Source organism: Pseudonocardia wallangbongensis, assembly GCF_054486945.1.
Genome location: NZ_JBRERS010000009.1, coordinates 260,181 through 285,719 on the forward strand (window position 1 = coordinate 260,181; position 25,539 = coordinate 285,719).

The 25,539-nt window shown below is 73.7% G+C and carries 22 protein-coding genes and 1 pseudogene; 13 read left to right on the forward strand and 10 right to left on the reverse strand.

Going from position 1 to position 25,539, the window contains the following annotated elements; genetic code table 11:
• Positions 1–133: 133 nt before the first annotated feature.
• The 7 genes from ACU436_RS29510 to ACU436_RS29540 form a co-directional block, all read right to left on the reverse strand.
• Entirely contained in the window at positions 134–1,129 is a 996-nt protein-coding gene (locus tag ACU436_RS29510) for a Gfo/Idh/MocA family protein (protein WP_459030248.1), read from the reverse strand.
• Positions 1,126–2,136 carry a Gfo/Idh/MocA family protein gene (locus ACU436_RS29515; protein WP_459030249.1) on the reverse strand — a complete coding sequence of 337 codons (1,011 nt, stop codon included), beginning with the start codon at positions 2,134–2,136 and terminating at the stop codon, positions 1,126–1,128. The genes ACU436_RS29510 and ACU436_RS29515 overlap by 4 nt, the downstream gene beginning before the upstream one ends.
• Positions 2,133–2,969 (reverse strand): carbohydrate ABC transporter permease, encoded by an 837-nt coding sequence (locus ACU436_RS29520; protein ID WP_459030250.1) that lies wholly within the window; start codon positions 2,967–2,969, stop codon positions 2,133–2,135. Before ACU436_RS29520 ends, ACU436_RS29515 begins: the two co-directional genes overlap by 4 nt.
• Positions 2,962–3,900, reverse strand: a complete 939-nt coding sequence (locus ACU436_RS29525; RefSeq protein ID WP_459030251.1) for a carbohydrate ABC transporter permease — start codon at positions 3,898–3,900, stop codon at positions 2,962–2,964. The genes ACU436_RS29520 and ACU436_RS29525 overlap by 8 nt, the downstream gene beginning before the upstream one ends.
• The gene (locus tag ACU436_RS29530) at positions 3,897–5,207 is read right to left on the reverse strand and encodes an ABC transporter substrate-binding protein (RefSeq protein WP_459030252.1); all 1,311 of its coding nucleotides are present in this window, start codon (positions 5,205–5,207) and stop codon (positions 3,897–3,899) included. Before ACU436_RS29530 ends, ACU436_RS29525 begins: the two co-directional genes overlap by 4 nt.
• Positions 5,204–6,385 carry an ROK family transcriptional regulator gene (locus ACU436_RS29535; RefSeq protein ID WP_459030253.1) on the reverse strand — a complete coding sequence of 394 codons (1,182 nt, stop codon included), beginning with the start codon at positions 6,383–6,385 and terminating at the stop codon, positions 5,204–5,206. Before ACU436_RS29535 ends, ACU436_RS29530 begins: the two co-directional genes overlap by 4 nt.
• Before the next feature lie 99 nt (positions 6,386–6,484).
• Entirely contained in the window at positions 6,485–7,519 is a 1,035-nt protein-coding gene (locus ACU436_RS29540; RefSeq protein ID WP_459030254.1) for a magnesium and cobalt transport protein CorA, read from the reverse strand.
• 92 nt (positions 7,520–7,611) lie between these two features.
• Here ACU436_RS29540 and ACU436_RS29545 point away from each other — a divergent pair, with 92 nt between their 5' ends.
• Together ACU436_RS29545 and ACU436_RS29550 are read left to right on the forward strand one after the other, a co-directional pair.
• Entirely contained in the window at positions 7,612–7,932 is a 321-nt protein-coding gene (locus ACU436_RS29545) for a PadR family transcriptional regulator (protein ID WP_459030255.1), read from the forward strand.
• Between the two features lie 8 nt (positions 7,933–7,940).
• Positions 7,941–9,170 (forward strand): HAAS signaling domain-containing protein, encoded by a 1,230-nt coding sequence (locus ACU436_RS29550; protein ID WP_459030256.1) that lies wholly within the window; start codon positions 7,941–7,943, stop codon positions 9,168–9,170.
• 152 nt (positions 9,171–9,322) lie between these two features.
• Here the strand turns inward: ACU436_RS29550 and ACU436_RS29555 are convergent.
• A pseudogene (locus ACU436_RS29555) lies at positions 9,323–9,607 on the reverse strand (nucleotidyltransferase domain-containing protein); the annotation flags it as partial.
• The gene (locus ACU436_RS29560; RefSeq protein WP_459030257.1) at positions 9,502–10,164 is read right to left on the reverse strand and encodes a CAP domain-containing protein; all 663 of its coding nucleotides are present in this window, start codon (positions 10,162–10,164) and stop codon (positions 9,502–9,504) included. The gene ACU436_RS29560 and the pseudogene ACU436_RS29555, both read right to left, overlap by 106 nt.
• 54 nt (positions 10,165–10,218) lie before the next feature.
• Between ACU436_RS29560 and ACU436_RS29565 the strand changes: the two genes are divergently transcribed.
• From ACU436_RS29565 to ACU436_RS29600, 8 genes are all read left to right on the forward strand, one after another.
• Positions 10,219–10,509: an acylphosphatase gene (locus tag ACU436_RS29565; protein ID WP_459030258.1), complete on the forward strand. Its 291-nt coding sequence runs from the start codon at positions 10,219–10,221 to the stop codon at positions 10,507–10,509.
• A 47-nt stretch (positions 10,510–10,556) separates the two neighbouring features.
• The gene (smc, locus tag ACU436_RS29570) at positions 10,557–14,150 is read left to right on the forward strand and encodes a chromosome segregation protein SMC (protein WP_459030259.1); all 3,594 of its coding nucleotides are present in this window, start codon (positions 10,557–10,559) and stop codon (positions 14,148–14,150) included.
• 94 nt (positions 14,151–14,244) lie between these two features.
• On the forward strand, positions 14,245–15,564 hold the full coding sequence (gene ftsY / locus ACU436_RS29575; RefSeq protein WP_459030260.1) for a signal recognition particle-docking protein FtsY: 1,320 nt from the start codon (positions 14,245–14,247) through the stop codon (positions 15,562–15,564).
• Positions 15,565–15,751: 187 nt separating this feature from the next.
• Complete coding sequence (locus ACU436_RS29580; protein ID WP_459030261.1) at positions 15,752–17,080, forward strand: ammonium transporter; 1,329 nt, start codon at positions 15,752–15,754, stop codon at positions 17,078–17,080.
• Between the two features lie 3 nt (positions 17,081–17,083).
• Positions 17,084–17,422 (forward strand): P-II family nitrogen regulator, encoded by a 339-nt coding sequence (locus ACU436_RS29585; RefSeq protein ID WP_459030262.1) that lies wholly within the window; start codon positions 17,084–17,086, stop codon positions 17,420–17,422.
• 138 nt (positions 17,423–17,560) lie between these two features.
• Complete coding sequence (locus tag ACU436_RS29590; protein ID WP_459030263.1) at positions 17,561–19,897, forward strand: [protein-PII] uridylyltransferase; 2,337 nt, start codon at positions 17,561–17,563, stop codon at positions 19,895–19,897.
• 113 nt (positions 19,898–20,010) lie between these two features.
• Complete coding sequence (locus ACU436_RS29595; RefSeq protein WP_459030264.1) at positions 20,011–20,448, forward strand: hypothetical protein; 438 nt, start codon at positions 20,011–20,013, stop codon at positions 20,446–20,448.
• Positions 20,449–20,511: 63 nt separating this feature from the next.
• A complete protein-coding gene (locus tag ACU436_RS29600) occupies positions 20,512–21,150 on the forward strand; it encodes an AAA family ATPase (RefSeq protein ID WP_459030265.1) in 639 nt (212 codons plus the stop codon).
• Here ACU436_RS29600 and ACU436_RS29605 read toward each other — a convergent pair.
• The gene (locus ACU436_RS29605) at positions 21,107–21,859 is read right to left on the reverse strand and encodes an SDR family oxidoreductase (RefSeq protein WP_459030266.1); all 753 of its coding nucleotides are present in this window, start codon (positions 21,857–21,859) and stop codon (positions 21,107–21,109) included. The two genes, ACU436_RS29600 and ACU436_RS29605, sit on opposite strands and share 44 nt — an antisense overlap.
• A 104-nt stretch (positions 21,860–21,963) precedes the next feature.
• On the opposite strand from ACU436_RS29605, the gene ACU436_RS29610 reads away from it, so the two are divergent.
• From ACU436_RS29610 to ACU436_RS29620, 3 genes are read left to right on the forward strand one after another with little or no spacing between them, the layout of a single operon-like run.
• On the forward strand, positions 21,964–22,782 hold the full coding sequence (locus ACU436_RS29610; protein ID WP_459030267.1) for a helix-turn-helix transcriptional regulator: 819 nt from the start codon (positions 21,964–21,966) through the stop codon (positions 22,780–22,782).
• A gap of 10 nt (positions 22,783–22,792) precedes the next feature.
• Entirely contained in the window at positions 22,793–24,331 is a 1,539-nt protein-coding gene (gene ffh / locus ACU436_RS29615) for a signal recognition particle protein (protein WP_459030268.1), read from the forward strand.
• A gap of 5 nt (positions 24,332–24,336) precedes the next feature.
• Positions 24,337–25,413, forward strand: coding sequence for an amidohydrolase family protein (locus ACU436_RS29620; protein WP_459030269.1), 1,077 nt, complete (start codon positions 24,337–24,339; stop codon positions 25,411–25,413).
• The last annotated feature ends 126 nt before the right edge of the window (positions 25,414–25,539 follow it).

Sequence of the window (25,539 nt, forward strand, 5' to 3'; positions counted from 1 at the left end):
CCGCTCCGGCGGGCTTGCGGGCCCTCGAGACGCCGCCTCGCTCCTCCGGTGCTCGGTCGCTCGTTCCTCGCTCCCTGCGCGCCTCCCCCGCGAGCCGGCGTCGGCCCGCAAGCTGCTCCGAGTGCTGTCCGGATCATGCCGGGGCGCCGGTCCGCACCGACTCGTAGGCCCGCGCGACGACGCGCAGCGACCGCAGCCCGGACTCGCCGTCCGGCTGGGGACGCCGCCCGTCGCGGATCGCGGAGCGGAACTCGTCGAGCATGGCCCCGTCACCGCCCGCCCCGAAGTCGAGCCGCAGCGGGCCGCGCGCCGACTCGGAGAACCCGTGGACGGCCTGCGCGAAGGCGTCCATGTCGGCGATGCCGTCCTCCCCGATGAGGCGCAGCGTGAGCCCGCCCCACGTCGGGTAGTGCTCGGGCACCGACCAGCTGCAGTCGATCGTGGCGATCACGCCGCCGGGGTAGCGGAGCGAGACCATCCCACCGGTCTCCACCGGCGCCGAGCCGTGGATCATCCGGTTGCTGACGGCGTGCACGGACTCGGCCTCCGCGCCGTCGAAGAGGACGTCGAGCAGGTCGGCGAGGTGCACGGTGTGGTCCATGACGGCGCCGCCACCCGCGAGCACCGGGTCGGCGAACCAGGCGCGGGCCGTCGGGAGCGTGCCGTTGTTCGTGCCCGTCATGGAGATCACCCGGCCCAGCGCGGGCAGCCTGGCCCGCAGCGCGCGGAACTGGGGGCAGAACCGCACCGGGTAGGCGACCATGAGGTGGACGCCCGCCGCCGCGCAGGCCGCGACCATCGCCTCGCCGTCGGCGACGGTGGTGGCCATGGGCTTCTCGCACAGCACGTGCGCCCCGGCCGCGGCGGCGAGCTCGGTGAGCTCGCGGTGCCGCGAGTTCTCCGAGCAGATCACCACCCCGTCCGGGCCCCAGCCGAGCAGCTCCCGGTAGCTGTCGAAGTAGCGGGTGACGCCGAGCCCGCCGGCGAGCGCCCGCCCGCCGGACTCGCCGGACGGGCGGTCTGCCGCGTCGGGGTCGGCGACGGCCAGTTCCACGTCCGGTCGCGCGGCCAGCAGGCGGATGTAGCCGAGGGCGTGCAGGTGGGCCAGCGACATCACGCCGATCTTCATGCGGGCACCCCCGCGAGGTCGACGGGCTCGGGCCTGCCGCTGGCGAGCGAGGCGTTGGCCGCGGCCGCGAGCCGGACCGCGGCGACGCCGTCGGCCGCGCTCACCCGAGGGGGCGGGCCGCCGGAGAACGCGGCCGCGAACTCGCCGATCTCGGCGACGAACGGGCTCTCCACCAGCGAGACGTCGGGCAGCAGCCGCTCGGCTCCGTCGTCGGTGGGAGCCCCGGTGTCGGTGCGCAGCGACGGGTCGGCGGCCGAGTCGTAGGAGAGCACGCCGTCGGTGCCGGCGGTGTGGAAGCCGTACCGGAAGCGGGTGCCCGGCCGCGCCCACGTGCCGGTGACGGTGCTGAGGGCGCCACCGCGGTGGCGCGCGACGACGTGCGCCGACACCACCCCGCTCACGGTCCCCGGGGCGCTGTCGGACAGGCGCGCCTGGAGCGACTCGACCTCGCCGCCGAGCCACCGGGCGAAGTCGAGGTCGTGGATCATCTGGTCCATGATGATGCCGCCCGAGAGCTGCGGGTCGGCGAACCACCCGCGCTGCGGGCGGGCCCCGCAGCGGTCGAACCGGAGGACCGCGGGGGTGCCGATCGCCCCGCCGGCCACCGCGGCCTGCAGCGCCACGTACTCGGGGAAGAACCGCACGACGTGCCCGGGGTAGAGCTGCACCCCGGCCGCTGCGCAGGCCTGTGCCATCGCCTCGGCCGTGGCGACGTCGAGTGCGAGCGGTTTCTCGCACAGCACGTGCCGCCCGGCCGCTGCGGCGGCGAAGACGATCTCGGGGTGGGCGTACGTCGGGGTGCAGACGTCCACGACGTCCACCGCGGCGAGCAGCTCGTCGAGGCTGCCGACGACGCGCCCGCCGCCGTGCCGCGCCACCAGCTCCGGGGCGCCGCGCAGCGAGTGCACGGCGACCTCGGCGCCCACGTGGACCCAGGCCGGGAGGTGGGCGTTCGCGATCCCGCCCGCGCCGACCATTCCCACTCGAAGTGCGTTGATGTCGCTCAACCTTTCGTTCCGGACAGGGCGATGCCCTGCACGAACTGCCGCTGCAGCACCAGGTAGGCGAGCAGCATCGGGATCGAGGCCATCAGGGCCCCGGACATGAGGACGGGGTAGTCGGTCCACTCCTGGCCCTGGAGGCTCGTGAGGCCCGCGCTGATCGGCATCGACGCCGGGGCGGTGTTCACCACCAGCGGCCACAGCAGGTCGTTCCACGAGTGCATCACTGTGATCACGGCGAGCGCAGCGAGTGCCGGTTTGACCAGCGGCAGCATGATCGAGAAGAAGATGCGGAACCGGCCGGCGCCGTCCAGGAGTGCGGCCTCCTCGAAGTCCTTCGGGATCGTCGCGAAGAACTGGCGCAGCAGGAACGTGCCGAAGGCGGAGAAGAGCCCGGGCAGGATCAGCGCGGGCAGGGAGTTGAGCAGCCCCAGCCCGGACATGATCTGGTACTGCGGCAGGATCAGCAGCTGCTTGGGCACCATCAGCACGGACAGGAACAGCGCGAAGATCAGCTCCCGGCCGCGGAACTCCAGCCGGGCGAACGCGTAGGCGCCGAGCGAGCAGAACGCGAGCTGGCCCAGCGTCACGGCGGCCGCCACGATCACCGAGTTCAGCAGCTGCTGCCCGAACGGCAGCAGCTCGAACACCTCGGCGAAGTTCGACCACAGCCACTCCCGCGGCAGGATGGACGGCGGCACGGTGGTGGACTCCGGCAGCGACTTGAACGCCGTGAGCAGCTGCCAGGCGAAGGGGCCGATCATGGCCACGGTGCCGATCACCAGCGCGGCGTGGGTGAGGACGGAACCGGTGCGGGTCCCGCGAGCGCTCTCAGACATAGGTGACCCACCTGCGCTGCAGCCGGAACTGGACGAATGTGAGGGCCGCGATCAGCAGCATCAGCAGGAAGGCGAGCGCGGTGGCCGTGCCCTTGTCCGACTCGACGAACGCCTTCTCGTAGAACAGCTGCACGACCGACTGCGAGGCCGCGAAGGCGGGGTTCACCGTCGCCGCCGCGCTCATCACGTACACCAGGTCGAAGATCTGCAGGGTCGTGATGACGTTGATGATCGTGCAGAAGAAGATGCTCGGGGACAGCAGCGGCAGCGTGATCCGCCAGAACCGCTGGAACGCGCTCGCCCCGTCGATCTCGGCGGCCTCGGTGTACTCCTTCGGGATCGCCTTGAGGCCCGCGATGAAGATCACCAGGTAGTAGCCGACCTGCGACCACACCTGCACCACGCCGATCGCGAAGAGGGCGGTGGCCGGGTTGGACACCCAGTAGGTGCCGGGGATCCCGAAGACCGACAGGAACTGGTTGATGAGCCCGAAGTCCCCGTTGTAGAGCCACTTCCAGACCATCCCGCTGGCCACCGGCAGCGTGACGAACGGGATGAAGAACAGGGTCCGGTAGACCGTGACCCCGCGCAGGCCCTCGCGGTTCAGCAGCACCGCGAAGAAGATCGCGACGGGCAGCGTCAGGAGCCCGATCACCATGTAGAGCAGCGTGTTGCCCAGGGCGGTCCAGAACGTCTCGAGCCGGAAGACGGTGAGGTAGTTCGTGAACCCGGTGAACGTGTGCCCGCCGAACGGCCCCCACTCGGTGAAGCTGAGCACGAACGTCGAGACGGCGGGGTAGAGGTAGAGGATGCCCAGGCCGAGGCCGACCGGGGCGATGAACAGGTAGGCGCTGTGCTGGCGGCGCCGGGGCGGCCGGGCCGGCAACGGGCGTTCGGAGCGTGCCGCGGGCGCCGTCGCGAGCTGGGTCATTCCGTCTCCTCCTTGGCGAGGACGACGTTCATGTCGGCGGCCAGCGACCGGGCGGACTCCTCCACCGGCCGGCTGCCCGGGCCGACAAAGGACGGGCCGAGGATCCGCAGCTGCATGAGCTCCCAGGTGGCGGTGGAGACCGACGCCGGGTAGGCGGTGGCGTCGGGCACCTGGTCGATGTAGGACTGCATCCGGAACTCCGGTTTGGAGTCCAGGAACGCCTGCTGCGTGCCCGCGTAGCTGGGCAGGATCGTCCCCGACCGGCCCTGGATCTCACCGGTGGTGCGGCCCGCCATGAACTTCACGAACTCGTGGCAGGCGTCCGGGTGGGGCGTGCGCGCGTTGATCACGTTCGCGAGCCCGTGGATGACGTTGCCCCGCCGCGCGCCGCGGGGGAGCACGGCGATGCCGGTGCGCGCGCGGACCTCCGGGTCCTCGTAGGTCGCGTTCGAGTCGTTGGGCAGGCCGTTGTACATCGCGATCTTCCCGCCCTGGAACTGCTCCCGCGCGCGCGTGTCGGACTCGGCCATCGCGTTGGGTGCGAGGTCGTGGTCGATCGCGCCGGTGAGGAAGCGCAGGCCGCCGACCGTGGCCTCGTCGTCGAACCCCGACCGGGTGCCCCGCAGCACCCACCCCTCGTTCTGGAAGATCGCCGGGTAGAGGTTGCGCTGCCGGTCCAGCCCCGCGGAGAAGCCGTACACCCCGGCCGCGGGGTCGCGGATCTCGGCGGAGGCGTCGAGGACGTGCTGCCAGGTCCAGCTCTCGTCCGGGTAGCCGATCCCGGCCCGGTCGAAGAGCTCGCGGTTGTAGAACATGCTGATCGTGTCGTAGTCCTTCGGCACGCCGTACTGCTCGCCCTCGCGCCGGTAGAGCTCCACCAGGCTCGGCGGGTGCTCGGCGAGCGTGATGCCGTCGCGCGCCAGCCGGTCGGTGAGCGGCAGCAGCGTGCCGTACCGGGCGAACTTCGCGATGTTGGGCGCGTTCATCCAGAAGACGTCCGGGGCGCCGCCGCCGACGATCGAGGTCTGGATCCGCGTCCAGTAGGTCTTGAACGGCGTGAGCTGGATCGTGACGTCGATGTCCGGGTGCTCCGCGCGGAACGCGGCGATGACCTCCTGCATCGCGGGCACCTGGTCGGCGTCCCACACGCCGTAGCCGATGCTCACGCGCCCGCCGTCGGGCACGAACGCGGGACCCGAGGTCCCGGAGCACGCGGCGACGCCGGCGGCGAGCGGGATCGCGGCGACGGACCTGAGCAGCGTGCGCCGGCGCACGCTGCTGCCGGGTGGTCGGGGAACCGGCGTCATTGCGGGCCTCCTCCGGGTACGGGTCGGGTGGGGATGCGCAGCGGCGGCACGACGAGCGCCGCCAGGAGCGGGGTGTGGCGGACGGCGAGCTGCAGCGCGGACCGGACGGCGCCCAGCGCCACTGCCTCCGGCCCGAGCTGCGACAGCACGAGCGGCGCCGTGTTGAACACCGGGCGGTCGAGGTGGCGTTCGAGGCCGTCGACGAGGGGCCGGCCGGCGCGGGAGACCCCACCGCCGAGGACGACCATGTCCGGGTCGAACGACTTGAGCATGAACTCGACGACCCGGGCGAGCCGCCGGTAGAACTCCTCCACCAGGGCGGCCGCCTGCTCGTCGCCCGCCTGCGCGGCGCGGAAGACCGAACCGATCGCGTCGGGGGAGTCCGGGTCCGTGCCCGGCGTGGCGAGCAGTTCCTCCGTGCTGAAGTACAGCGCCGCGATGCTCCCGATCTCGCCGGCCGCGCCGTGCCGGCCGGTGTGCAGGGAGCCGTCGACGATGATGCCGGCGCTGGTGCGGCGCCCGGCGAGGAGGTACACGACGTCGTCGACGAGGCGGGCGGCGCCGATCCAGTGCTCGGCGAGCGTGGCCATGTTGGCGTCGTTGGCGACGGTGACCGGCACGCCCGCCCAGCGGCCGAAGTGCTTCTCGACGTGGAAGCCGGTCCAGCCCGGGATGACCGTGCTGAGCGTGACCCGGCCGGACGGGTCGACGATGCCGGGCACCCCGAGGCTCAGGGCGAGGGTCTCGCGCGGCTCGACGCCGAGCTCGGCCGCGGCGTCGGTGACGAGCGACTGCACCGCCGTGCGGCGCTCGGCCCCGGGCGTCGTCCGGCCGATGGGGCGGGTGAGGGTGTGGCGGGTCGTGCCGGTGATGTCGGCGACGACCGCGGTGAGCAGGTTGACCCCGACGTCCACGCCCACGACGAACCCCGCGTCCGGGTCGAGCCGGTAGGTGCGCGCGGGCCGGCCGGCCTGGCGGCCCCCGTCGGGCGGGTCGGCCGGGTCGCGCTGCTCGACCCAGCCCAGGCGGCCGAGCTCGGTGAGGATCGAGTCCACGGTGGGGCGGGACAGGCCGGTGCGCTGCGCGAGCTCGGCGAGCCTGCTGTCCCCGTCGGTGCGCAGGGCCGTCAGCACGCTGACGGTGTTGGCGTGCCGCGCGGCAGAGGAATCGGACGCCATGGCTGCCCCCCGACTGGTTCCGTCTGACCCGATCGGGGCATTACGCTAGGGAGGTTTCATAAATAGGGCAAGAGGGGGCGCCGCCCGGCCGGCGAGCGCTTACAGCCAGCCGCGGCGCTTGAACATGAGGTAGAGCACGAGCATGCCCAGCAACATCAACAGCACCGCGAACGGGTAGCCGAGCAGCCAGTGCAGCTCCGGCATGTGGTCGAAGTTCATGCCGTAGATCGAGGCCACGAGACTGGGTGCGAAGAAGATCGCCGCCCACGACGAGATGCGCTTGACCTGCTCGTTCTGCTCGTAGCCCGCCTGGGTCATGCGGGCCATCTCCTCGTTCTGCCGCTGGCCGACGAGTGCCGCGTTGACCTGGAGGATGTTCGCGAGCAGCTGCCGGAACGACTCGGTGCGTTCCAGCACCCGGGTGGAGTGGTCGGCGACGTCGCGCAGCGCTCGCCGCAGCTCGATGTCGCCCTCGCCGGCCTCGTCCTCCAGACGCTGCCGCAGGTTCTCGAAGATGGCGTCCAGCGGCTCGACGGCGCGCTGGAACTCGATGACCTCGCGCGAGAGCTGGTAGATCCGCTTCGAGACGCCCGGGTCGCCGCCGAAGACCTGGACCTCGATCTCGTCGATGTCGTCCTGCAGGCCGTCGAGCACGGGGAAGTAGTCGTCGACGATCTTGTCGAGGACCGCGTACAGCACGGCGTACGGGCCGTGCTCGAGCAGGTGGGGCTCGTGCTCCAACCGCTGCCGAACCTGCCCGAGGTCGGGCTTCTCGGCGTGCCGGATGGTGATCACGAAATCGGGCCCGAGGAAGAGGTGGATCTCGCCGATCTCCACGACCTCGACCGGGTCGACGTAGCGCGCCGGGCGCAGCACCACGAACAGCACGTCGCCGTAGCGCTCGACCTTGGGGCGCTGGTGCGCGGTGATCGTGTCCTCGACCGCGAGGCCGTGCAGCGAGAACTCCCGCGCGACCGCCTCGATCTCCCCGGGTGTCGGGCGCAGGAGGCCGATCCAGCAGAAGCTGCGGCCCTGGTCGGGGCACTGCCGGAGCTCCTCGAAGGTCCGGTCGAGGGAGCCCGGCACCGTGGCCCGCTTGCCGTCGATGTAGATGGCGTTGTCGACCACGGACATGCGGCGAAGCGTAGCCGGGACGCGCCGGGGCGGCCCCGTGCGCGCTACTGCGCGATGCGTAGTAGTGTGCACCGCACAGAAGGGGGGCCGGCATGGACACCAGTCAGCTGCTCAAGGGCGTGCTCGACCTCGCCGTGCTCGCGGTGCTCGACCGCGGCGACGGCTACGGCTACGAGGTGGTGCGCGGCCTGCGCGCCGCCGGACTCCACGAGGTGGGCGACGCGTCGGTGTACGGAACCCTGCGGCGGCTCTACAACGCGGGGCTGCTCACCTCGTACGTGGTGCCGAGCGAGGAAGGCCCGCACCGCAAGTACTACAGCCTGAACGCGACGGGGCGGGACCGCCTCCGCGAGATGGCGAAGACGTGGCGGGCGTTCGCCGAGACGATGGAAGGGCTGGTGGCTGCCGCATGAACGCCGGCATGAACGACAACGGGACGACGGTGCACCTGGCCGGCCCTGCTGCGGAGGAGTACCTGGACGGGGTGCGGGCGGCGCTCGCCGATCTCCCGGCTCCGGAGGTCGCCGAGATCCTCGACGACGTCCGCGCGCACCTCGCCGACCTCACCGCGGAGCTCGGCGGCGAGGCGGACGTCGCCGCGCTGACCGAGCGCCTCGGACCGCCCAGCGCGTACGCCGCCGAGCTGCGCGCGGCGGCCGGCTACCCGGCGGCGGACCCGGAGGAGACCGGGCGTTCCCGCCACGGGGTCGCCCGGCTCGCGGTGCTGGCACCCGCGGCCGGGGGGCTGGTGTTCCTGCTCGGGGCGGCGGCGGGCGAGCCCAGCGTCGTGCTCACCGGGCTGCTGATCGGCGCGGTGGGGCTGCCGATCGTGATCCGGGACGGGCCGCAGGTGCCGAGAGTGGCCGCGCTGCCGGAGGTGCGGTGGCTCCTCGGTGTTCGCCCGGTGGGTACCACGGCGCGCACGGTCACCGACTTCGTGGCCGGCCTCCAACCGGGCTGGTGGGTCGTGCGGGCAATCGCGGCGGCCGCGCTCGTCGTGGCGGCCTTCTTCGGCGGCGGCGCACCCGCCGTGCTGCTGCTCGCGGTCCTCGCCGTTCCCGTGTCGATCTGGGTGGGGCATCGCACCCGGCGGGACCGGCGCCTGCTCTGGGGTGTGGTGCCGCTCAACGCCCTGGCCGCGCTGGTGCTGCTGTGGATGCTCTTCGACGGGATGCCGGACGAGAGCTCGGCCTCCAGCTACCCCGTCTCGCTGCCGGGCCTGTGGCAGGACGGGGACCGCGAGATCCAGGACATCCGCCCCGTGGACGGCGACGGCAACCCGCTCGCCGGCGTGTACCTGTTCGACCAGGACGGCATGCCGATCGACACGTCGGGTTCCGGGTGCTCCGGGCGCGACAGCGACCTCGAACCCGGGGCCAACGCCGCCTACCCGCGGGGCACGTGGGACTACGACCCCCGTACCGGCCGCTGCCGGCACACCCCGCCCGGGCCGCTGGTGGTCGCGGTGCCCACGACGCCCGCTCCGGGTGACGCGAGCGCGACCCCGGCACCGACCGCGGCACCGACCTCGGGGCCCGTTCCGACCCCGCCCGGCATGTCGGCGGCCCCGACCCCGCCCGGCATGTCGGCGGCCCCGACGCCGCCGGCCACGCCGCTCGCGCCCCCACCGGTCGCCCCGCCCACCCGCTGAGCCCGGGTCCGTGCCGGCACGTCGGGGGCGCCGGCACGGACCCTCCCCTCGTCGAAGTGGACGTGGCGCGGGTGCGCTGTCCGCCCGGTCACGGCTCCTCGGGGAACGAGCCCATCGGGAACACCCGGTCGTCCCACCAGCAGACGCTGCGGGCGGTGGGCATCGTGGCGGTCGGCCAAGAACTCGATGTCCCCGTGATCACGGGTGACGCGCCCGATCCGGGCGTCGAGGGCCCAACCCCCGAACAGCCACGCACGCCCCGAGCCCTCGGCCGGCGTGGTGGTGATCAGGTGGATCAGGTCGAGGTGGTCTCGGGTCTTCTCGTCCACCCTTACTTGCCGAACTCCTGTACCCAGTAGTTGCCCGACCGGGCCGCGCCGACCGTGGTGAAGGCGCACGTGAGCATCGCCGAGCGGTGCGACGGCGACGCCATCCACTCCCGCACCACCTGGCTCGCGCTGGTCTGCCCCTTGGCGATGATCTCCGCCCCGGGCCGCGGGTAGCCGGCCGCGCGTACGCGCTGCTCGAAGCGGCGCCCGTCCCGGCTCACGTGGTCGAAGTAGCCCTTCTCGTTCATGTCCGAGGCGTGTCCCTGCGCGGCCCGGGTCAGCCGGCCGTCGGGCGAGAGATCGCCGCAGCCCGCCTCGCGCCTGCGCTGGTTCGTCAGCGAGATGACCTCGCCCATCGTGCCGCCGACCGAGACGGGCTCCCGCTTCGGAGCCGCCGGCTCCGGTGGGGGCGGGGGTTCCGGGGGAGCCAACGGGCCACCCGAGGTGTCACCGGGAACCGATGCGTACGCGTGCACGGTGGAGACCTCGGTGGGCGGCGGCCGGTCGTCCACCTGCGCGGCCCGCGGCACCACATCGGCGCCGAACGGGGAGCCGGTCGACGCGGCGACCGCGTCCGTGCGCAGGTCGGTGGGCACGGCGTCGCCGGCGAAGGTCGCGACAGCGACCCCGGCGACCAGCACGACTCCGGTCGCGAGTGCGAGCATCTGCGCACCGGCGTTAGACCGGTTGGGGGGCACGAACCGGTAAGCTAGCAGCCCGTGATCACCCGCAGCGACCAGGCGGTGCGGCTCACGGCCTGGGTTCACGGCCACGTCCAGGGTGTCGGTTTCCGCTGGTGGACCCGTTCCAGGGCGCTCGAACTGGGCCTCGTCGGTACCGCGCGCAACCTCCCGGACGGCCGCGTCGTGGTCGTGGCCGAAGGCGAACGTCACCCGTGTGGGTTACTTTTGGCGGCTCTTCGTAGCGGGTCGACTCCGGGGAGTGTCGACCACGTGGTCGAGCAATGGAGTGCGGCGCGCGGCGGCCTGCGGGGGTTCGAGGAGCGCTAGCGGTAGCCTCGCCCGAGAAGCCCCTTTCCTGTTGGAGAACTCCGCCCGTGCACCTCAAGAGCCTGACGCTGAAGGGCTTCAAGTCCTTCGCCTCGGCCACGACGCTTCGGCTGGAGCCGGGCATCACGTGCGTCGTCGGCCCGAACGGGTCGGGCAAGTCCAACGTCGTCGACGCGATCAGCTGGGTGCTGGGGGAGCAGGGCGCCAAGGCGCTGCGCGGCGGGAAGATGGAGGACGTCATCTTCGCCGGCACCTCGGGGCGGGCCCCGCTGGGCCGAGCCGAGGTCACGCTCACGATCGACAACTCCGACGGCGCCCTTCCGATCGACTACTCCGAGGTGTCGATCACCCGCCGCATGTTCCGCGACGGCGCCGGCGAGTACGAGATCAACGGCTCGTCCTGCCGGCTGCTGGACATCCAGGAGCTGCTGTCCGACTCCGGCATCGGCCGCGAGATGCACGTCATCGTCGGGCAGGGGCAGCTCGACTCCGTGCTGCAGAGCAAGCCGGAGGACCGCCGCGCGTACATCGAGGAGGCCGCGGGCGTCCTCAAGCACCGCAAGCGCAAGGAGAAGGCGCTCCGCAAGCTCGACGCGATGCAGGCCAACCTCACCCGGCTCACCGACCTCACGGCCGAGCTGCGCCGCCAGCTGAAGCCGTTGGGCCGGCAGGCGGAGATCGCGCGCCGGGCGCAGTCGGTGCAGTCCGAGCTGCGCGACGCCCGCCTCCGGCTGTCCGCCGACGACGTCGTGACCGTGCGCACCCAGCTCGCCCGCGAGGAGGCCGACGAGGCGAGCGCCCGCGCCCGGCGCGCGGAGGTGGAGGAGCAGCTCTCGGTGGCGCGGGTCGAGCAGGAGCGGCTCGAGGCCGCACTCGCGCAGGACGCGCCGCGCCTGGCCGCCGCCCAGGACACCTGGTACCGGCTCTCGGCGCTCGCGGAGCGGCTGTCCGGCACCGTCCGGCTGGCGCAGGAGCGCAGCCGGCACCTGGCCGACCCGCAGGAACGCGCCCCCGGCCGCGAACCGGACGAGCTCGACGCCGAGGCCGAGGCCATCGCGGAGGAGGAGGCCGAGCTGGTGGCGGCCGTCGCCGAGGCCCGCCACCGGCTCTCGGAGATCCTCGAGGAGCGCGCCGAGCACGAGAAGACCCTCGCCGCCGCCGAGCGCGCCCACATGGCGGCCGTCCGGGCCCTCGCCGACCGCAAGGCCGGCATCGCCACGCTCGCCGGCCGTGCCGAGGCCCTGCGCAGCGGCGCCGCCGCCACCGCCGACGAGATCGAGCGGCTGTCCGAGGCGCTCGCCGAGGCCCAGGACCGCACGGGCGTCGCCGAGACCGAGCTGGAGCACGCGCGCGAGGAGCTCGGCACCCTCGACGAGGGCGACACCGGCCTCGAACAGCGCGGCGCCGAGGCGGCCGAGGGGCACGAGGCCGCCCGCGCCCGCGTCGCCGAGCTGGTCGGCCGCGAGCGCGAGCTGGAGCAGCAGCGGGCGCACTGGCGCGCGCGGGTCGACGCGCTGTCGGTCGGCCTCGCCCGCCGCGACGGCTCCGGCGAGCTGGTGGGCACCGACGGTGTGCTGGGCCCGCTCTCCGGCCTGCTGACGGTGGAGCCGGAGGCCCGCGCCGCGGTCGCCGCGGCGCTGGGTGAGCTGGCCGACGCCCTGGCGGTGGAGTCCCCGGATGCGGCGGTGAGTGCGCTCCAGTTACTGCGCTCGCGGGATGCGGGCCGAGCGAGCGTGGTGGTGGCCCCAGAAGTTCAGGAAAGCCACATTCATGAACCGCCAGTACAGGAATGTGGCTTTCCTGAACTTGGGAAGGCCCCCACCGGGCGGTGGGCCCTCGAGTTCGTCCGCGCCCAGTCCTCGGTCGCCTCCGCCGTGGCGATCCTGCTCGACCGGGTTCTCGTGGTCGACGATCTTCCTGCCGCCCGGGCCGTCGTCGCCTCGCACCCGGAGCTCACCGCCGTCACCCGCGACGGTGACGTGCTCGGCGCCGCCCGCGCCTCCGGTGGTTCGGGTGCCGCGTCGAGCGCGCTGGACGTGCAGGCCGCGGTCAACGAGGCCCTGGAGCGCCGCGAAGCGGTGGAGGAGGAGCTGGCCCGCCTGCGTCCCGCGATCGAGGGGGCCCGTGCCGAGGAGGCGGCCCGCCTCGCGGACGTCGAGGCGGCCCGGCAGGTGCAGACCGCCGCCGAGTCGCGCCGGGCCGCGGCGTCGGCGCAGCTGGGCAGGCTGGAGGAGACGGTCCGCTCGGCCACCGCGGAGGCGCAGCGGCTGCGCGACCGTCGCGACGCGGTCGAGTCCCGCCGCTCCGACGCCCTGCTCGCGCTCGAGGCGGCCGAGCAGCAGCTCGCCGTGGCCGAGGACGAGCCGGTGGACGACGAGCCCGACACGGAGGTCCGCGACGCGGCCGCGGAGTCGGTCGCGGACGCGCGCGCGGAGGAGGTGGAGGCCCGGCTCGCGTTGCGCACCGCCGAGGAGCGGGCGCGCGCGATCGCCGGGCGCGCCGACTCGCTGCGCCGCCAGGCCGCCTCGGAACGCCAGGCGCGGGCGCGGGCCGCGGCCGCCCGGGAGTCGCGGGAGCGCAACGCCCGGATCGCGCAGGCCGTGGTCGCGGCGGGGGAGACGGCGAGCGAGCGGATCGCCGGGTCGCTGGCGGCGGCCGCCACCGAGCGCGACGCCGCCGCGGCCGCCCGCGACGCGCGCGAGCGCGCCCTGGGCGAGGCCCGCGCCACCTCGGGCCGGTTGTCGGCGCTGATGGACAAGCTCACCGACGCCGTGCACCGCGACGAGGTGCTGCGCGCCCAGAACCGGTTGCGCCTCGAGCAGCTCACCGAGAAGGTGCTGGACGACCACGGCCTGGCCATCGAGGACCTCGTCTCCGAGTACGGCCCGGACGTGCCGGTGCCGCCGTCGGCCGCCGAGATGGCCGAGTACGAGGCGGCGAAGGAGCGCGGCGAGGAGGTCGTGGAGCCCCCGGCGATGCCCTACGACCGCGGCACCCAGGACCGGCGCGCCAAGCGGGCGGAGAAGGACCTCGCGCTGCTGGGCAAGGTCAACCCGCTCGCGCTGGAGGAGTTCGCCGCGCTGGAGGAGCGCTACCGGTTCCTGTCCACCCAGCTCGAGGACCTCAAGAACACCCGCCGCGACCTGCTCACGGTCGTCCGCGAGGTGGACGACAAGATCCTCGAGGTCTTCGCGTCGGCCTACGCCGACGTGGCCCGCGAGTTCGAGATCGTGTTCAGCACGCTGTTCCCGGGCGGCGACGGCCGGCTCGTGCTCACCGACCCCGACGACATGCTCACCACCGGCGTCGAGGTCGAGGCCCGGCCGCCGGGGAAGAAGGTGAAGCGGCTGTCGCTGCTGTCCGGCGGCGAGCGTTCCCTCACGGCGATGGCGCTGCTGGTGGCGATCTTCCGGGCCCGCCCGTCGCCGTTCTACATCCTCGACGAGATCGAGGCCGCCCTCGACGACGTCAACCTCCGGAGGCTCATCTCCCTGATGGAGGAGCTGCGCGAGGCGAGCCAGCTGGTGGTCATCACGCACCAGAAGCCGACGATGGAGGTGGCCGACGCGCTCTACGGCGTGAGCATGAGGGGCGACGGCATCACGACGGTGATCAGCCAGCGCCTCCGCGCGGTGAGCTGACCCCGCCCCGGTCGTACGAGCGGCACGTCCGTACCGGTCTATCGGACGAAGGTGCCGGTCGTGCGGGCGTGGCCGGGCGTGACAGGCTGGAGCCGTGACCACGCAGACCCTCTGGATCGTCGTCGCCGTCGTGGTGGCGATTCTGATCATCGGCGTTGCGCTCGGCCTCGTGCTGCGCCGCAGGCGCCAGATCACCCTGCGCGAGCCCGAGCAGGTCGAGCCGCCCCGGCGTGGCACCTATCAGGCGGGGAGCGGGATCGCCTTCTCCAGCGGCACGGACACCGCAGCGGCGGAACCGGAGGCCCCGCCCGCCCCCGCTCCGGAACCGACGGCGCGGCCCGAGGAACCGCCGGCCGACTCAGTGACCGCCGCGGAGACGGCGCCTCCCGAGGCCGTGCCGCCGCCCGCCACACCCGCGCCGTCGATGAACGGCGCGGCCCCGTCACCGCCCGCGGAGGCCCCGGCCCCACCTGCCGCCCCGCCGGAGATCGAGCCCGCCGACGGGCGCCTGGAGCGCTTGCGCGGCCGGCTCGCCCGCTCCCGCAGCGGCTTCGGTCAGGGCCTGCTGGGCCTGCTCGGCGCGGGGGAGCTGGACGAGGAGTCGTGGGAGGACGTCGAGGCCACGCTGTTGCAGGCGGACCTGGGCCCGGAGATGACCGCCGAGCTGGTCGGGACGCTGCGCAGCGAGCTCGCCCGCCGGGGGGTGCGCACGCCGGAGCAGGCCCGCCAATTGCTGCGCGACGTGCTGACCGAGGCGCTGGGCACCGACATGGACCGGGCCGTGCGCGCCCTCCCGCACGGCGGGCGCCCGGGCGTGGTGCTGGTCGTCGGCGTCAACGGCACCGGCAAGACCACCACCACCGGCAAGCTGGCCCGCGTGCTGGTGGCGGGCGGCCGGCACGTGGTGCTCGGCGCGGCCGACACGTTCCGCGCCGCCGCCGCCGAGCAGCTCGCCACCTGGGGCGAGCGGGCCGGGGCCACGGTCGTGCGCGGGCCGGAGGGTGCCGACCCGGCCAGCGTCGCGTTCGACGCGGTCAAGCAGGGCGCGGAGGAGAACGCCGACGCCGTCCTGCTGGACACCGCGGGCCGGCTGCACACGAAGACCGGCCTGATGGACGAGCTGGGCAAGGTCAAGCGGGTGGTCGAGCGGCAGGCCGAGGTGGACGAGGTGCTGTTGGTCCTCGACGCCACCACCGGGCAGAACGGGTTGACCCAGGCTCGGGTGTTCGGCGACGTCGTCAAGGTCACGGGCATCGCGCTCACGAAGCTGGACGGCACCGCGAAGGGCGGCATCGTGTTCCGGGTGCAGCGCGAGCTGGGTGTGCCGGTGAAGCTCGTGGGCCTCGGCGAGGGCCCGGACGACCTGGCCCCCTTCGATCCGAGCGCTTTCGTCGACGCGCTGCTCGACGGATAACCCGCTTGTAACATCCCGCGGCCGCTCGTTCACGGCCCGGAAACAACGGTGGAGGGCGTCCGAAACACGCCGAACAGATAGTTCCTCCCAGCTTGCCGCCGCCCCCCGGCGGCCGAGACGGGAGGGAGTTGTGGTGGATACCGGCGATACCGCCTGGATGCTCGCCAGCTCAGCGCTGGTTCTGCTGATGACACCGGGTCTGGCGTTCTTCTACGGCGGAATGGTGCGCAGCAAGAGCGTCCTCAACATGATCATGATGAGCTTCTCCGCGATGGGGCTCATCGGGGTGCTGTGGGTGCTGTACGGCTACTCCGTGGCGTTCGGCAACGACGTCGGTGGTGGCCTGCTCGGGAACCCCGGCCAGTACGCGGGTCTGCAGGGCACGTTCGGCGGCACCTACCTGGAGGCCGACGGCGGGCCGCCCGTCGACATCCCGCTCGTCGGCACCATCCCGGCCACGGTCTTCGTGGCGTTCCAGGCGATGTTCGCGATCATCACCGTCGCGCTGGTCTCCGGCGCCGTGGCCGACCGCATGAAGTTCGGTGCGTGGCTGCTGTTCGCCGGGCTCTGGGCCACCATCGTCTACTTCCCCGTGGCGCACTGGGTGTTCTCCTTCGACGGCGTCACCGCGGAGACGGGCGGCTGGATCGCGAACCAGCTCAAGGCCATCGACTTCGCGGGCGGCACCGCGGTGCACATCAACGCCGGTGCCGCGGCCCTCGCGCTCGTCATCGTGTTCGGCAAGCGACGCGGATGGCCGAAGGAGCCGATGCGGCCGCACAACCTCACGCTGGTCATGCTGGGGGCCGGCCTGCTGTGGTTCGGGTGGTTCGGGTTCAACGCCGGGTCCGCGGTGGCCTCGAACGGGATCGCCGGCCTCACGTTCGTCAACACACTCGTCGCCACGTCGGCCGCCATGCTCGCCTGGCTGGTCGTCGAGCGCGTCCGCGACGGCAAGCCGACGAGCCTCGGTGCCGCGTCCGGCGTCGTGGCGGGTCTGGTCGCGATCACCCCGTCCTGTTCGTCGGTCTCGCCGCTGGGCGCGATCGCGGTGGGCGCGATCGCCGGCGTCCTGTGCGCACTGGCGATCGGCCTGAAGTTCCGCTTCGGCTACGACGACTCGCTGGACGTGGTCGGCGTCCACCTGGTCGGCGGCCTCGTCGGCACGCTGCTCGTCGGCATCTTCGCCACGTCGAGCGCCCCGGCCGCCGTCGACGGCCTGTTCTACGGCGGCGGGTTCGACCAGCTGTGGCGCCAGTCCGTGGGCGCGGGCGCGGTGCTGGTCTACTCGTTCGTGATCGCGCTCGTGCTCGGCTACCTCGTCAAGGCCGTCACCGGCGGTGGCCGGGTCACGGTGGAGGCCGAGACCGCCGGCATCGACGAGACCGAGCACGCGGAGACCGCCTACGACTTCTCCAGCCACCGTAGCCTCGCCGGAATCGGCTCGTCGCGACCCGCGGTGAGCGCCCCCGCACCAGCGCAGCAGGTCCCCGCGGCCGCAGGCAAGGAGAGCTGAGCCATGAAGCTGGTGACGGCGATCGTGAAGCCGTTCGTCCTCGAGGACGTCAAGGGCGCGCTGGAGCAGATCGGTGTGCTCGGCATGACGGTCAGCGAGGTGCAGGGCTACGGCCGGCAGAAGGGCCACACGGAGGTCTACCGGGGTGCCGAGTACTCGGTGGACTTCGTGCCCAAGGTGCGGGTGGAGGTCGTCGCGGACGACACCAACGCCGACAAGGTGGTCGACGCCGTCGTCGAGGCGGCGCGCACCGGCAAGATCGGTGACGGCAAGGTCTGGGTCATCCCGGTGGAGACCGTGGTCCGCGTCCGCACGGGCGAGCGCGGTGCGGACGCGATCTGACCGCGGTAGCTCCCGGCGCTCCCACAGTCCCCGGCGTCCCCGCAGTCCCCGCGGTTCCCGCAGCAAGGTGGCTTTGCTCCGGTTCAACCGGAGCAAAGCCACCTTGCTGGGGTTCCCGGGCCGGAGGGGACACGCCTAGTGGGTGCCGTTCCTGTGGCGTCGGGGGACGCGGGGGACCTGGCCCGGGCGAAGGCCGTGCTGCTGGAGCAGGGCACGGGCAAGCGGCGGCTCGGTCCCGAGGCGCTGCGCGAGGCGCTGGTCGACCTGCACGACTTCTGGCTGTCCTCCCGCGCCGCGGCGATCGGGCTCTCGGAGCGGGCGGCGCTCGTGGCGGTCGGGGCCCTGGGCCGCCGCGAGCTGGCGCCGTGGTCGGACCTCGACCTGGTGCTGCTGCACGACGGCCGCGCGGACGTCGAGCGGCTCGCCCAGGACCTGTGGTATCCGCTGTGGGACGCCGGGATCGGGCTCGACCACGCCGTCCGCACGCCCGGCCAGGCCGTCGAGGTGGCCGCCACCGACCTGCGTGCCGCACTCGGCCTGCTCGAGGCCCGCCACATCGCAGGCGACCCGGCGCTCTCCGAGAAGGTCCGGACCGCGGTCCGGCAGTCCTGGCGGGCGGGGATCCGCGGCCGTTTCGACGAGCTCGCCGACAGCGCGCAGGAACGCTGGCGCAAGGTCGGCGACGTCGCGCACCGGGTGGAGCCCGATCTCAAGAACGGCCACGGCGGCCTGCGCGACGTCCAACTGGTCGACGCACTCGCGGCGGCCCAGCTCGTCGACCGGCCCGCGGCCGACGTGCGGGCTGCCCGCGTGCTCCTGCTCGACGTCCGCACCGAGCTGCACCGGCTCGCCGGCCGCGCCCGGGACGTCCTGCACGCCCAGGACGCCGACGAGGTCGCGGCGGCGCTGGAGATCGCGGACCGGTTCGAGCTGGCCCGGGCGCTGTCCGGGGCGGCCCGATCGGTGGCGTTCGCGGCCGAGGTCGGGCTGCGCTCGGCCCGCAACGCGCTGCCGCGGCGCGGGCTCGCCGCGCTGCGCCGCGCACCGGTGCGCCGCCCGCTCGACAGCGGCGTCGTCGAGCACATCGGCGAGGTGGCGCTGGCCCGCGACGCCTCCGCGGCCCGCGACCCCGCACTCGTGCTCCGCGTGGCCGCCACCGCCGCCCGCACGGGCCTGCCGATCGCGGCCGGCACCCTGCACCGGCTCGCCGACACCGCGCCGGAGCTGCGGACGCCGTGGCCGCGGCCGGCCCGCGGCGAGCTGCTGTCGCTGCTGGGCACGGGGCGCCCGCTGGTCGACGTCGTGGAGTCGCTGGACCGCACCGGGCTGTGGGGGCGGCTCTTCCCCGAGTGGGGCGCGGTGCGCGACCTGCCGCCACGGGACCGGGCGCACGTCTGGACGGTCGACCGGCACCTCGTCGAGGCCTGCGCCCAGGCCGCCCGGCTCACCACGCGCGTGGCGCGCCCGGACCTGCTGCTGGTCGGCGCGCTGCTGCACGACATCGGCAAGGGTCGCGGCGGCGACCACTCCGAGGTGGGGGAGCCGATCGCCGTGCAGGTCGGGCTGCGGATCGGCTTCCCGGAGGCCGACGTCGCAGTGCTCGGCCGGATGGTGCGCCACCACCTGCTGCTGCCGCACACCGCCACCCGCCGCGACCTGGAGGACCCGGCCACCGTCACCCGGGTCGTCGACACGCTCGACGGTGACGGCCTCCTGCTGGAGCTCCTCGAGGCGCTCGCCGAGGCCGACGCGCTGGCCACCGGACCCGGCGTGTGGAGCCCGTGGAAGCGCACGCTCATCCACGACCTCGCCAACCGGTGCCGGGCGGTGCTCGCCGGGAAGTCCCTGCCGGGCCACACACCACCGACCGCGGCCGCCACCGAGCTTGCCGCGGCCGTCGAGGCCGACGGGCGGCCGCAGGTGCGCCTCGACGAGGGTGACCCCGCGGGCGTCGTCGTCGCGGTACCGCGACGGACCGGTTCGCTCGCCGCCGCGGCCGGCGTCCTCGCCCTGCACTCGCTGGTGGTCCACGCCGCGGAGCTCGCCACGCTCGGTGGGGTCGCGGTGTTCACGTTCACGGTCTCGCCGCGGTTCGGCGGCCTGCCCGACCCGGCCCTGCTGCGCTCGGACCTCACCCGCGTGCTCGACGGCGGGCTGCAGCTGCCCGAGGCGCTGGCCCGCAAGGAGCGCGACTACGCCCCGCGCGGCACGGCCGGCGAGGCACCCGCGCCGGCCCGGGTCCTCTGGTTCGACGACGAGGCCACCGGCGCCGTCGTCCTCGAGCTGCGCGGCACCGACCGGATCGGGCTGCTGCACCGGGTGGCGGCCGCGCTGGAGGAGTGCGGAGCCGACGTGCGCTGGGCCAAGGCGTCGACGCTCGGCGCCTCCGTCGTCGACGCGTTCGGCCTGGCCGGCGCGCTCGGCCGCGTCGAGCGGCAGCGGATCGAGAAGGCTGTGCTCACAACGGCCGGCTGACCGGCTCGCGGGGTCCTCCCGGGGGAGGACCCCGAAGATCCATCCGCGGTCGGACGACATCGGGCGGGCGGCGCGACAGGGTGACCCCACATCCAGGACACCCGAGGGGAACCATGCGTCGACTCGTGCCCGCTCTCATCGGCCTCGCAGCCGTTCTCGCCATGGTCTTCGTGGCCGCAACCCCTGCGGAGGCGGCGACCTATCCCCGGTCGACGTTCCGGGTCCCCTACGGCAACACGTACACCACCGGCACGGTCACGTTCTACAACCGGACGGTCGTCGTCGAAGGGGAGCAGAAGGCGGTCTCCTCGAGCGGCTGCCGCAAGACGACCGGGATCACCATGGCCGGGGACGAACAGCTGGGGCAGAGCGAATGGGCCTGGACCTGTTCCGGTTCGGTGAAGTACTCCTTCACGGTTCCGGCGAACCGTGCGGGCGGCGCGACCCAGGTGTGGGTGACCCTGCTGTCCACGAAGGACGTCAACTCGGGGACCCAGGAGCCGGTGGGTGCAGCCATCTGCACGCGCGGCACGCCCACCTGCGTGGATTAGGGGACGACGGGCCCACCGTCGGCCGAATGGAACGAACCGCCCGAACCGTACGTTGGACGGTGCGTGACCACTGCGACACCGCCGGTGCGACTGGCCGTGCCGGGACGTTCACTGCTGTTGGTGGCCGGGATGCCGGGGGCCGGCAAGTCCACGCTCCTGGCGAGCCTGCCCGCCGCCGCCGGGCTCACCGTGCTCGACTCCGAGGTGCAGCGGGCGGCGCTGCGCCCGGTGGCGGGCGGGGTGCCCTACGGCTGGCAGCGGCCGGTCGTGCACCTGATGCACCGCACGGCCGTCGTCGGGGCCGCCGTGTCCGCCACCCCCACCGTCGTCGTGCACCTGCCGGCCACGCAGCCGCGCACGCGGGCCGCGATGGCGCGCCTCGCCGCCGTCACCGGGCGGGAGGCGCACCTGCTGTGGCTGCAGGCCGACGCCGCGGAGGCCCGCCGCGGGCAGTACGCGCGCGGCCGGGTGGTGCAGCAGGCTTCCTTCTGCGCCCACGCGCGGCGGGCCGCGCGCACCGCGGCCGAGCTGCTGGGCGACCCGCCGCCGGGGTGGCGCAGCGTCACCGTGGTCGACCGCGCGGCGGCCAGCGGCGGCCTCCGGCTCGTCACCGACCCCGACAGCACGGCCGCCAGCCCTCCCCGCCTCGAGGCAATTGCTAGCCCTGCGCGGTCGGTACCACGATCAGCTGCGCCACGTTGACCCTCGCCGGCGCGACCGCCGACCAGGCGATCGCCTCGGCGATGTCGCTGGCCGGGATCGGGCCGACCTCCTGCCTGATCTGCGCGAGGAGCGCCCGGCCCTCGGCGTCGAGCATCGTCTCGCCGAGCTCGCTCTCGGTGACCCCCGGCTCGACCGAGCGCACCCGCACCCCGCGCGGCCCGAGCTCGAGCCGGAGGCCGCGGGTCAACGCCGCCACACCGGCCTTCGTCGCGCTGTAGACGGCGTAGCCGGGGAAGACCTCGTGGCTCGCGATGGAGCCGACGTGCACGAGGTCGGAGGGCCCGCCATCGGCGGCGGCCGCGATGAGGTCGTCGACGAACGCCTTCCCGGTGTTCAGCAGGCCGGTGACGTTGGTGTCCACCATCGCCGACCACTCGACGGGCTCGGCGGTGGCGAACGGGGCGCCGAGCATCACGCCGGCGTTGGCGACGACGAGGTCGGGCCGCCCGAGCTCGTCGCGGATCGTCGCCGCGGCGCGGGCGAGGCTCGCCGGGTCGGTGACGTCCGCCGGGACGGCGATGCCGTCGATCTCCTTCGCGAGCGCCTCGATGCGGTCGACGCGGCGGGCGACCACGGCGACGCGCGCGCCGCCCGCGGCGAGGGCCCGCGCGGTGGCGGCGCCGATCCCGCTGCTGGCGCCGGTGACGACCGCGATGCGGCCGGTGAGTTCGTGTGTCTTCGCTGTCATGGCAACGAGCCTGCGAGCGGCCGAGCGGGGCCGGGGAGGCCCCGCGAAGGGGGGTAGTCGCGGGGCCACCCCTCGTTCCGCGACGGGCGCCTACCGTGGCGTGCATGCCGAACCTGCTGGGCGAGTTCCTCCGCGCCCGCCGGGAGCTGACCCGCCCGGAGGACCACGGTCTACCGGTCGGCAGGCGCCGCGTGCCTGGGCTGCGGCGCGAGGAGGTCGCGATGCTCGCCGGCATCAGCGCCGAGTACTACCTGCGCCTGGAGCGCGGCCGGGACCGGCACCCGTCGGCGCAGGTGGTGGAGGCGCTTGCCCGCGTGCTCGACCTCGACGACGAGTCGACCGCCTACCTCGCCTCGCTCGCCACGCCCGCGCCCCGCACGTCGCGCCGCTCGCGCCGCGGGCCGGAGGAGGTGGCGCCGGAGATCGCCCGGCTGCTCGACGCGATGCCGGGCGTGCCGGCGTTCGTCCTCGGGCGGTGCATGGACGTGCTGGCCCAGAACCGGCTGGCCGAGCTCCTGTGCGGCGGGGTCCCCGGCGAAGGCAACATGGTCCGGCACGTGTTCCTCGACCCGGTCGCGCGCGACCTCTACCCGGACTGGTCCGACGTGGCGGAGGAGACCGTGGCGGCGCTGCGGGCGGCGGCCGCGGCCACCCCCGACGACCCGCGGCTGGTCACGCTGGTCGGCGAGCTGTCGGTGAGGAGCGCGGAGTTCCGCAGGCTGTGGGCGCGCCACGACGTGCGCGGGAAGACCTCGGGCTCGAAGCGGTTGGTGTCGCCCGCAGTCGGGGACGTGACGGTCACCTGGCAGGCCCTCGCGGTGGCGAGCGCTCCCGGGCAGATGGTGGTCACGTACTTCGCCGAGCCGGGGTCGCCCTCCGCGGAAGCGCTGGTGGCCCTGCAGCGCCTCGCGGTGCGCAAGTAGGGTTGGAGAGGTGTTCGACACCCTCTCCGAGCGCCTCAGCGGCACCCTGGCCAACCTCCGCGGCAAGGGGCGCCTCTCCGACGCCGACATCGACACCACGGCGCGCGAGATCCGCATCGCGCTGCTCGAGGCCGACGTCGCGCTGCAGGTGGTCCGCGGTTTCATCGCGCGGATCAAGGAGCGGGCGAAGGGTGCGGAGGTTTCCGGTGCGCTGAACCCCGCCCAGCAGGTCGTCAAGATCGTCAACGAGGAGCTCGTCGAGATCCTCGGCGGCGAGACGCGGCGCATCCGGCTGGCCAAGGAGCCGCCGAGCGTGATCATGCTCGCCGGCCTGCAGGGTTCCGGTAAGACGACCCTCGCCGGGAAGCTCGCCGCATGGCTGAAGAGCCAGGGCCACACGCCGCTGCTCGTGGCCTGCGACCTCCAGCGGCCCAACGCGGTCAACCAGCTGCAGATCGTCGGTGAGCGCGCGGGCGCCACCACGTTCGCCCCCGAGCCCGGGAACGGCGTCGGCGACCCGGTGGACGTCGCCCGGCGCGGCATCGCGCACGCCCGCGACAAGCAGTACGACGTCGTCATCGTCGACACGGCGGGCCGCCTCGGCGTCGACGAGGAGCTGATGCGCCAGGCCGCCGACATCCGCGACGCCGTGTCGCCGGACGAGACGCTGTTCGTCGTCGACGCCATGATCGGGCAGGACGCCGTCGCCACGGCCGAGGCGTTCCGCGACGGCGTCGGCTTCACCGGCGTGGTGCTCACCAAGCTCGACGGCGACGCCCGCGGTGGTGCCGCGCTGTCGGTCCGCGAGGTCACCGGCGAGCCGATCCTCTTCGCGTCCAACGGCGAGAAGCTCACCGACTTCGACGTCTTCCACCCCGACCGGATGGCCAGCCGCATCCTCGGGATGGGCGACCTGCTCACGCTCATCGAGCAGGCCGAGCAGGCCTTCGACCAGGAGCAGACGGCCAAGGCGGCCGCGAAGATCTCCACCGGGGAACTCACCCTGGAGGACTTCCTCGAGCAGATGCTCGCCGTCCGCAAGATGGGCCCGATCGGCAACATCCTCGGCATGCTGCCCGGCGCCGGGCAGATGAAGGACGCGCTGTCGCAGGTCGACGACTCGCAGCTCGACCGGCTGCAGGCGATCATCCGTGGCATGACCCCGGGGGAGCGGGCCGACCCGAAGATCATCAACGGTTCGCGGCGGCTGCGCATCGCCAACGGCTCCGGCGTCGCGGTCAGCGAGGTCAACGACGTCGTCAACCGGTTCTTCGAGGCCCGGAAGATGATGAAGCAGATGGCCGGGCAGTTCGGCTTCGGCGGGCGCAGTGCCACGAAGAAGCAGAACAAGGGCCGCAAGGGCAAGAAGGGCAAGCCCAAGGGACGCGGGCCCACGCCGGCGCGGGCCGCGGGGCTGCCCGGGGGCCCCGCGGGCGGGATGCCGGACCTGTCCGGGCTGCCGGCGTCGCTACGCGACCTCCCTCCGGGCCTCGACCAGCTGCCGCCCGGGTTCGACCCGAGCAAGTTCAAGTTCCCCAAGGAGAAGTAGCCCCTGTGTATCGGCTGCGCGGTGTGCTGCTGCCCGGTGAGGACGCCGTCGACCTGTTCGTCGACGCGACGGGCCGGATCGTCGAGCCGATCCCCGGCGCGGAGACGCTCGTCGACGGCGGGTTCATCGTGCCCGGTCTCGTCGACGCCCACTGCCACATCGGGCTCGGCCCGAACGGGGGCGTCGAGCTGGAGGAGGCCGACGCCCAGGCCCGCGTCGACCGCGACGCCGGCACCCTGCTGATCCGCGACTGCGGCTCGCCGATCGACACCACGCCCCTGCAGGCCCGCGCCGACCTCCCGGAGATCATCCGCGCCGGCCGGCACCTGGCCCGCCCCAAGCGCTACATCCCCGGCATGTCGCTGGAGCTGGACGATCCCGCGTTGCTGCCCGACATCGTCGCCGAGCAGGCCGCGGCCGGCGACGGATGGGTCAAGCTGGTCGGGGACTGGATCGACCGCGGGGTGGGCGACCTCGCCCCGCTCTGGTCCGACGACGTGCTCGCCGCGGCGATCGACGCCGCCCACGCCGCGGGCGCGCGCGTCACGGCACACGTGTTCGGCGCCGCTGCGATCCCGGGCCTGGTCCGCGCGGGGATCGACTGCATCGAGCACGGCACCGGTCTCACGGACGACCTCATCGCCGAGATGGCCGAGCGCGGCACCGTGCTGGTGCCCACGCTCATCAACGTCGAGAACTTCCCGGGGATCGCCGACCAGGCGAGCAGGTACCCCGCGTACGCCGACCACATGCGCCGGCTGTACGCGGGCGCCTACGAGACGGTGCGCCGGGCCGTCGAGGCCGGGGTGCCGGTGTACGCGGGCACCGACGCCGGCGGCGGCATCGACCACGGGCGGCTGGCCGACGAGGTGATCGCGCTGCACCGCGCGGGCCTCTCCGCCGCCGACGCCCTCGGTGCGGCCAGCTGGGGAGCCCGGGCGTGGCTCGGCCGTCCCGGGCTCGAGCCGGGCGCCCGCGCCGACCTGGTGGTGTACCGCCGCGACCCGCGGGCCGACCTGTCGGTGCTGCACGAGCCCGCCCTCGTCATGCTGCGTGGCTGGCCGGTGCACGCCGGCACCTGACCGGCGGTCGCCGAGGGTGATCAGGTGCTTCCCGGGCGGCTCACGTCGGACGACCGGGCCCCGGTGTCGTCTCCACAGCGCTGATGTGCGCCTCACCGGAAAGTGTGGTCAGTGGCCCGGTCGGGT

What these genes read in the sequence shown, in the direction of transcription:
- ACU436_RS29610 (WP_459030267.1), top strand. Translation starts at nt 21,964, where the DNA reads ATGCCGAACCTGCTGGGCGAGTTCCTCCGCGCCCGCCGGGAGCTGACC.
- ACU436_RS29595 (WP_459030264.1), top strand. Translation starts at nt 20,011, where the DNA reads ATGCGTCGACTCGTGCCCGCTCTCATCGGCCTCGCAGCCGTTCTCGCC.
- ACU436_RS29545 (WP_459030255.1), top strand. Translation starts at nt 7,612, where the DNA reads ATGGACACCAGTCAGCTGCTCAAGGGCGTGCTCGACCTCGCCGTGCTC.
- ACU436_RS29530 (WP_459030252.1), bottom strand. Translation starts at nt 5,207, where the DNA reads ATGACGCCGGTTCCCCGACCACCCGGCAGCAGCGTGCGCCGGCGCACG.
- ACU436_RS29560 (WP_459030257.1), bottom strand. Translation starts at nt 10,164, where the DNA reads ATGCTCGCACTCGCGACCGGAGTCGTGCTGGTCGCCGGGGTCGCTGTC.
- ACU436_RS29585 (WP_459030262.1), top strand. Translation starts at nt 17,084, where the DNA reads ATGAAGCTGGTGACGGCGATCGTGAAGCCGTTCGTCCTCGAGGACGTC.
- ACU436_RS29520 (WP_459030250.1), bottom strand. Translation starts at nt 2,969, where the DNA reads ATGTCTGAGAGCGCTCGCGGGACCCGCACCGGTTCCGTCCTCACCCAC.
- ACU436_RS29535 (WP_459030253.1), bottom strand. Translation starts at nt 6,385, where the DNA reads ATGGCGTCCGATTCCTCTGCCGCGCGGCACGCCAACACCGTCAGCGTG.
- ACU436_RS29580 (WP_459030261.1), top strand. Translation starts at nt 15,752, where the DNA reads ATGACACCGGGTCTGGCGTTCTTCTACGGCGGAATGGTGCGCAGCAAG.
- ACU436_RS29525 (WP_459030251.1), bottom strand. Translation starts at nt 3,900, where the DNA reads ATGACCCAGCTCGCGACGGCGCCCGCGGCACGCTCCGAACGCCCGTTG.
- ACU436_RS29550 (WP_459030256.1), top strand. Translation starts at nt 7,941, where the DNA reads ATGAACGACAACGGGACGACGGTGCACCTGGCCGGCCCTGCTGCGGAG.
- ACU436_RS29510 (WP_459030248.1), bottom strand. Translation starts at nt 1,129, where the DNA reads ATGAAGATCGGCGTGATGTCGCTGGCCCACCTGCACGCCCTCGGCTAC.
- ACU436_RS29540 (WP_459030254.1), bottom strand. Translation starts at nt 7,519, where the DNA reads ATGTCCGTGGTCGACAACGCCATCTACATCGACGGCAAGCGGGCCACG.
- ACU436_RS29605 (WP_459030266.1), bottom strand. Translation starts at nt 21,859, where the DNA reads ATGACAGCGAAGACACACGAACTCACCGGCCGCATCGCGGTCGTCACC.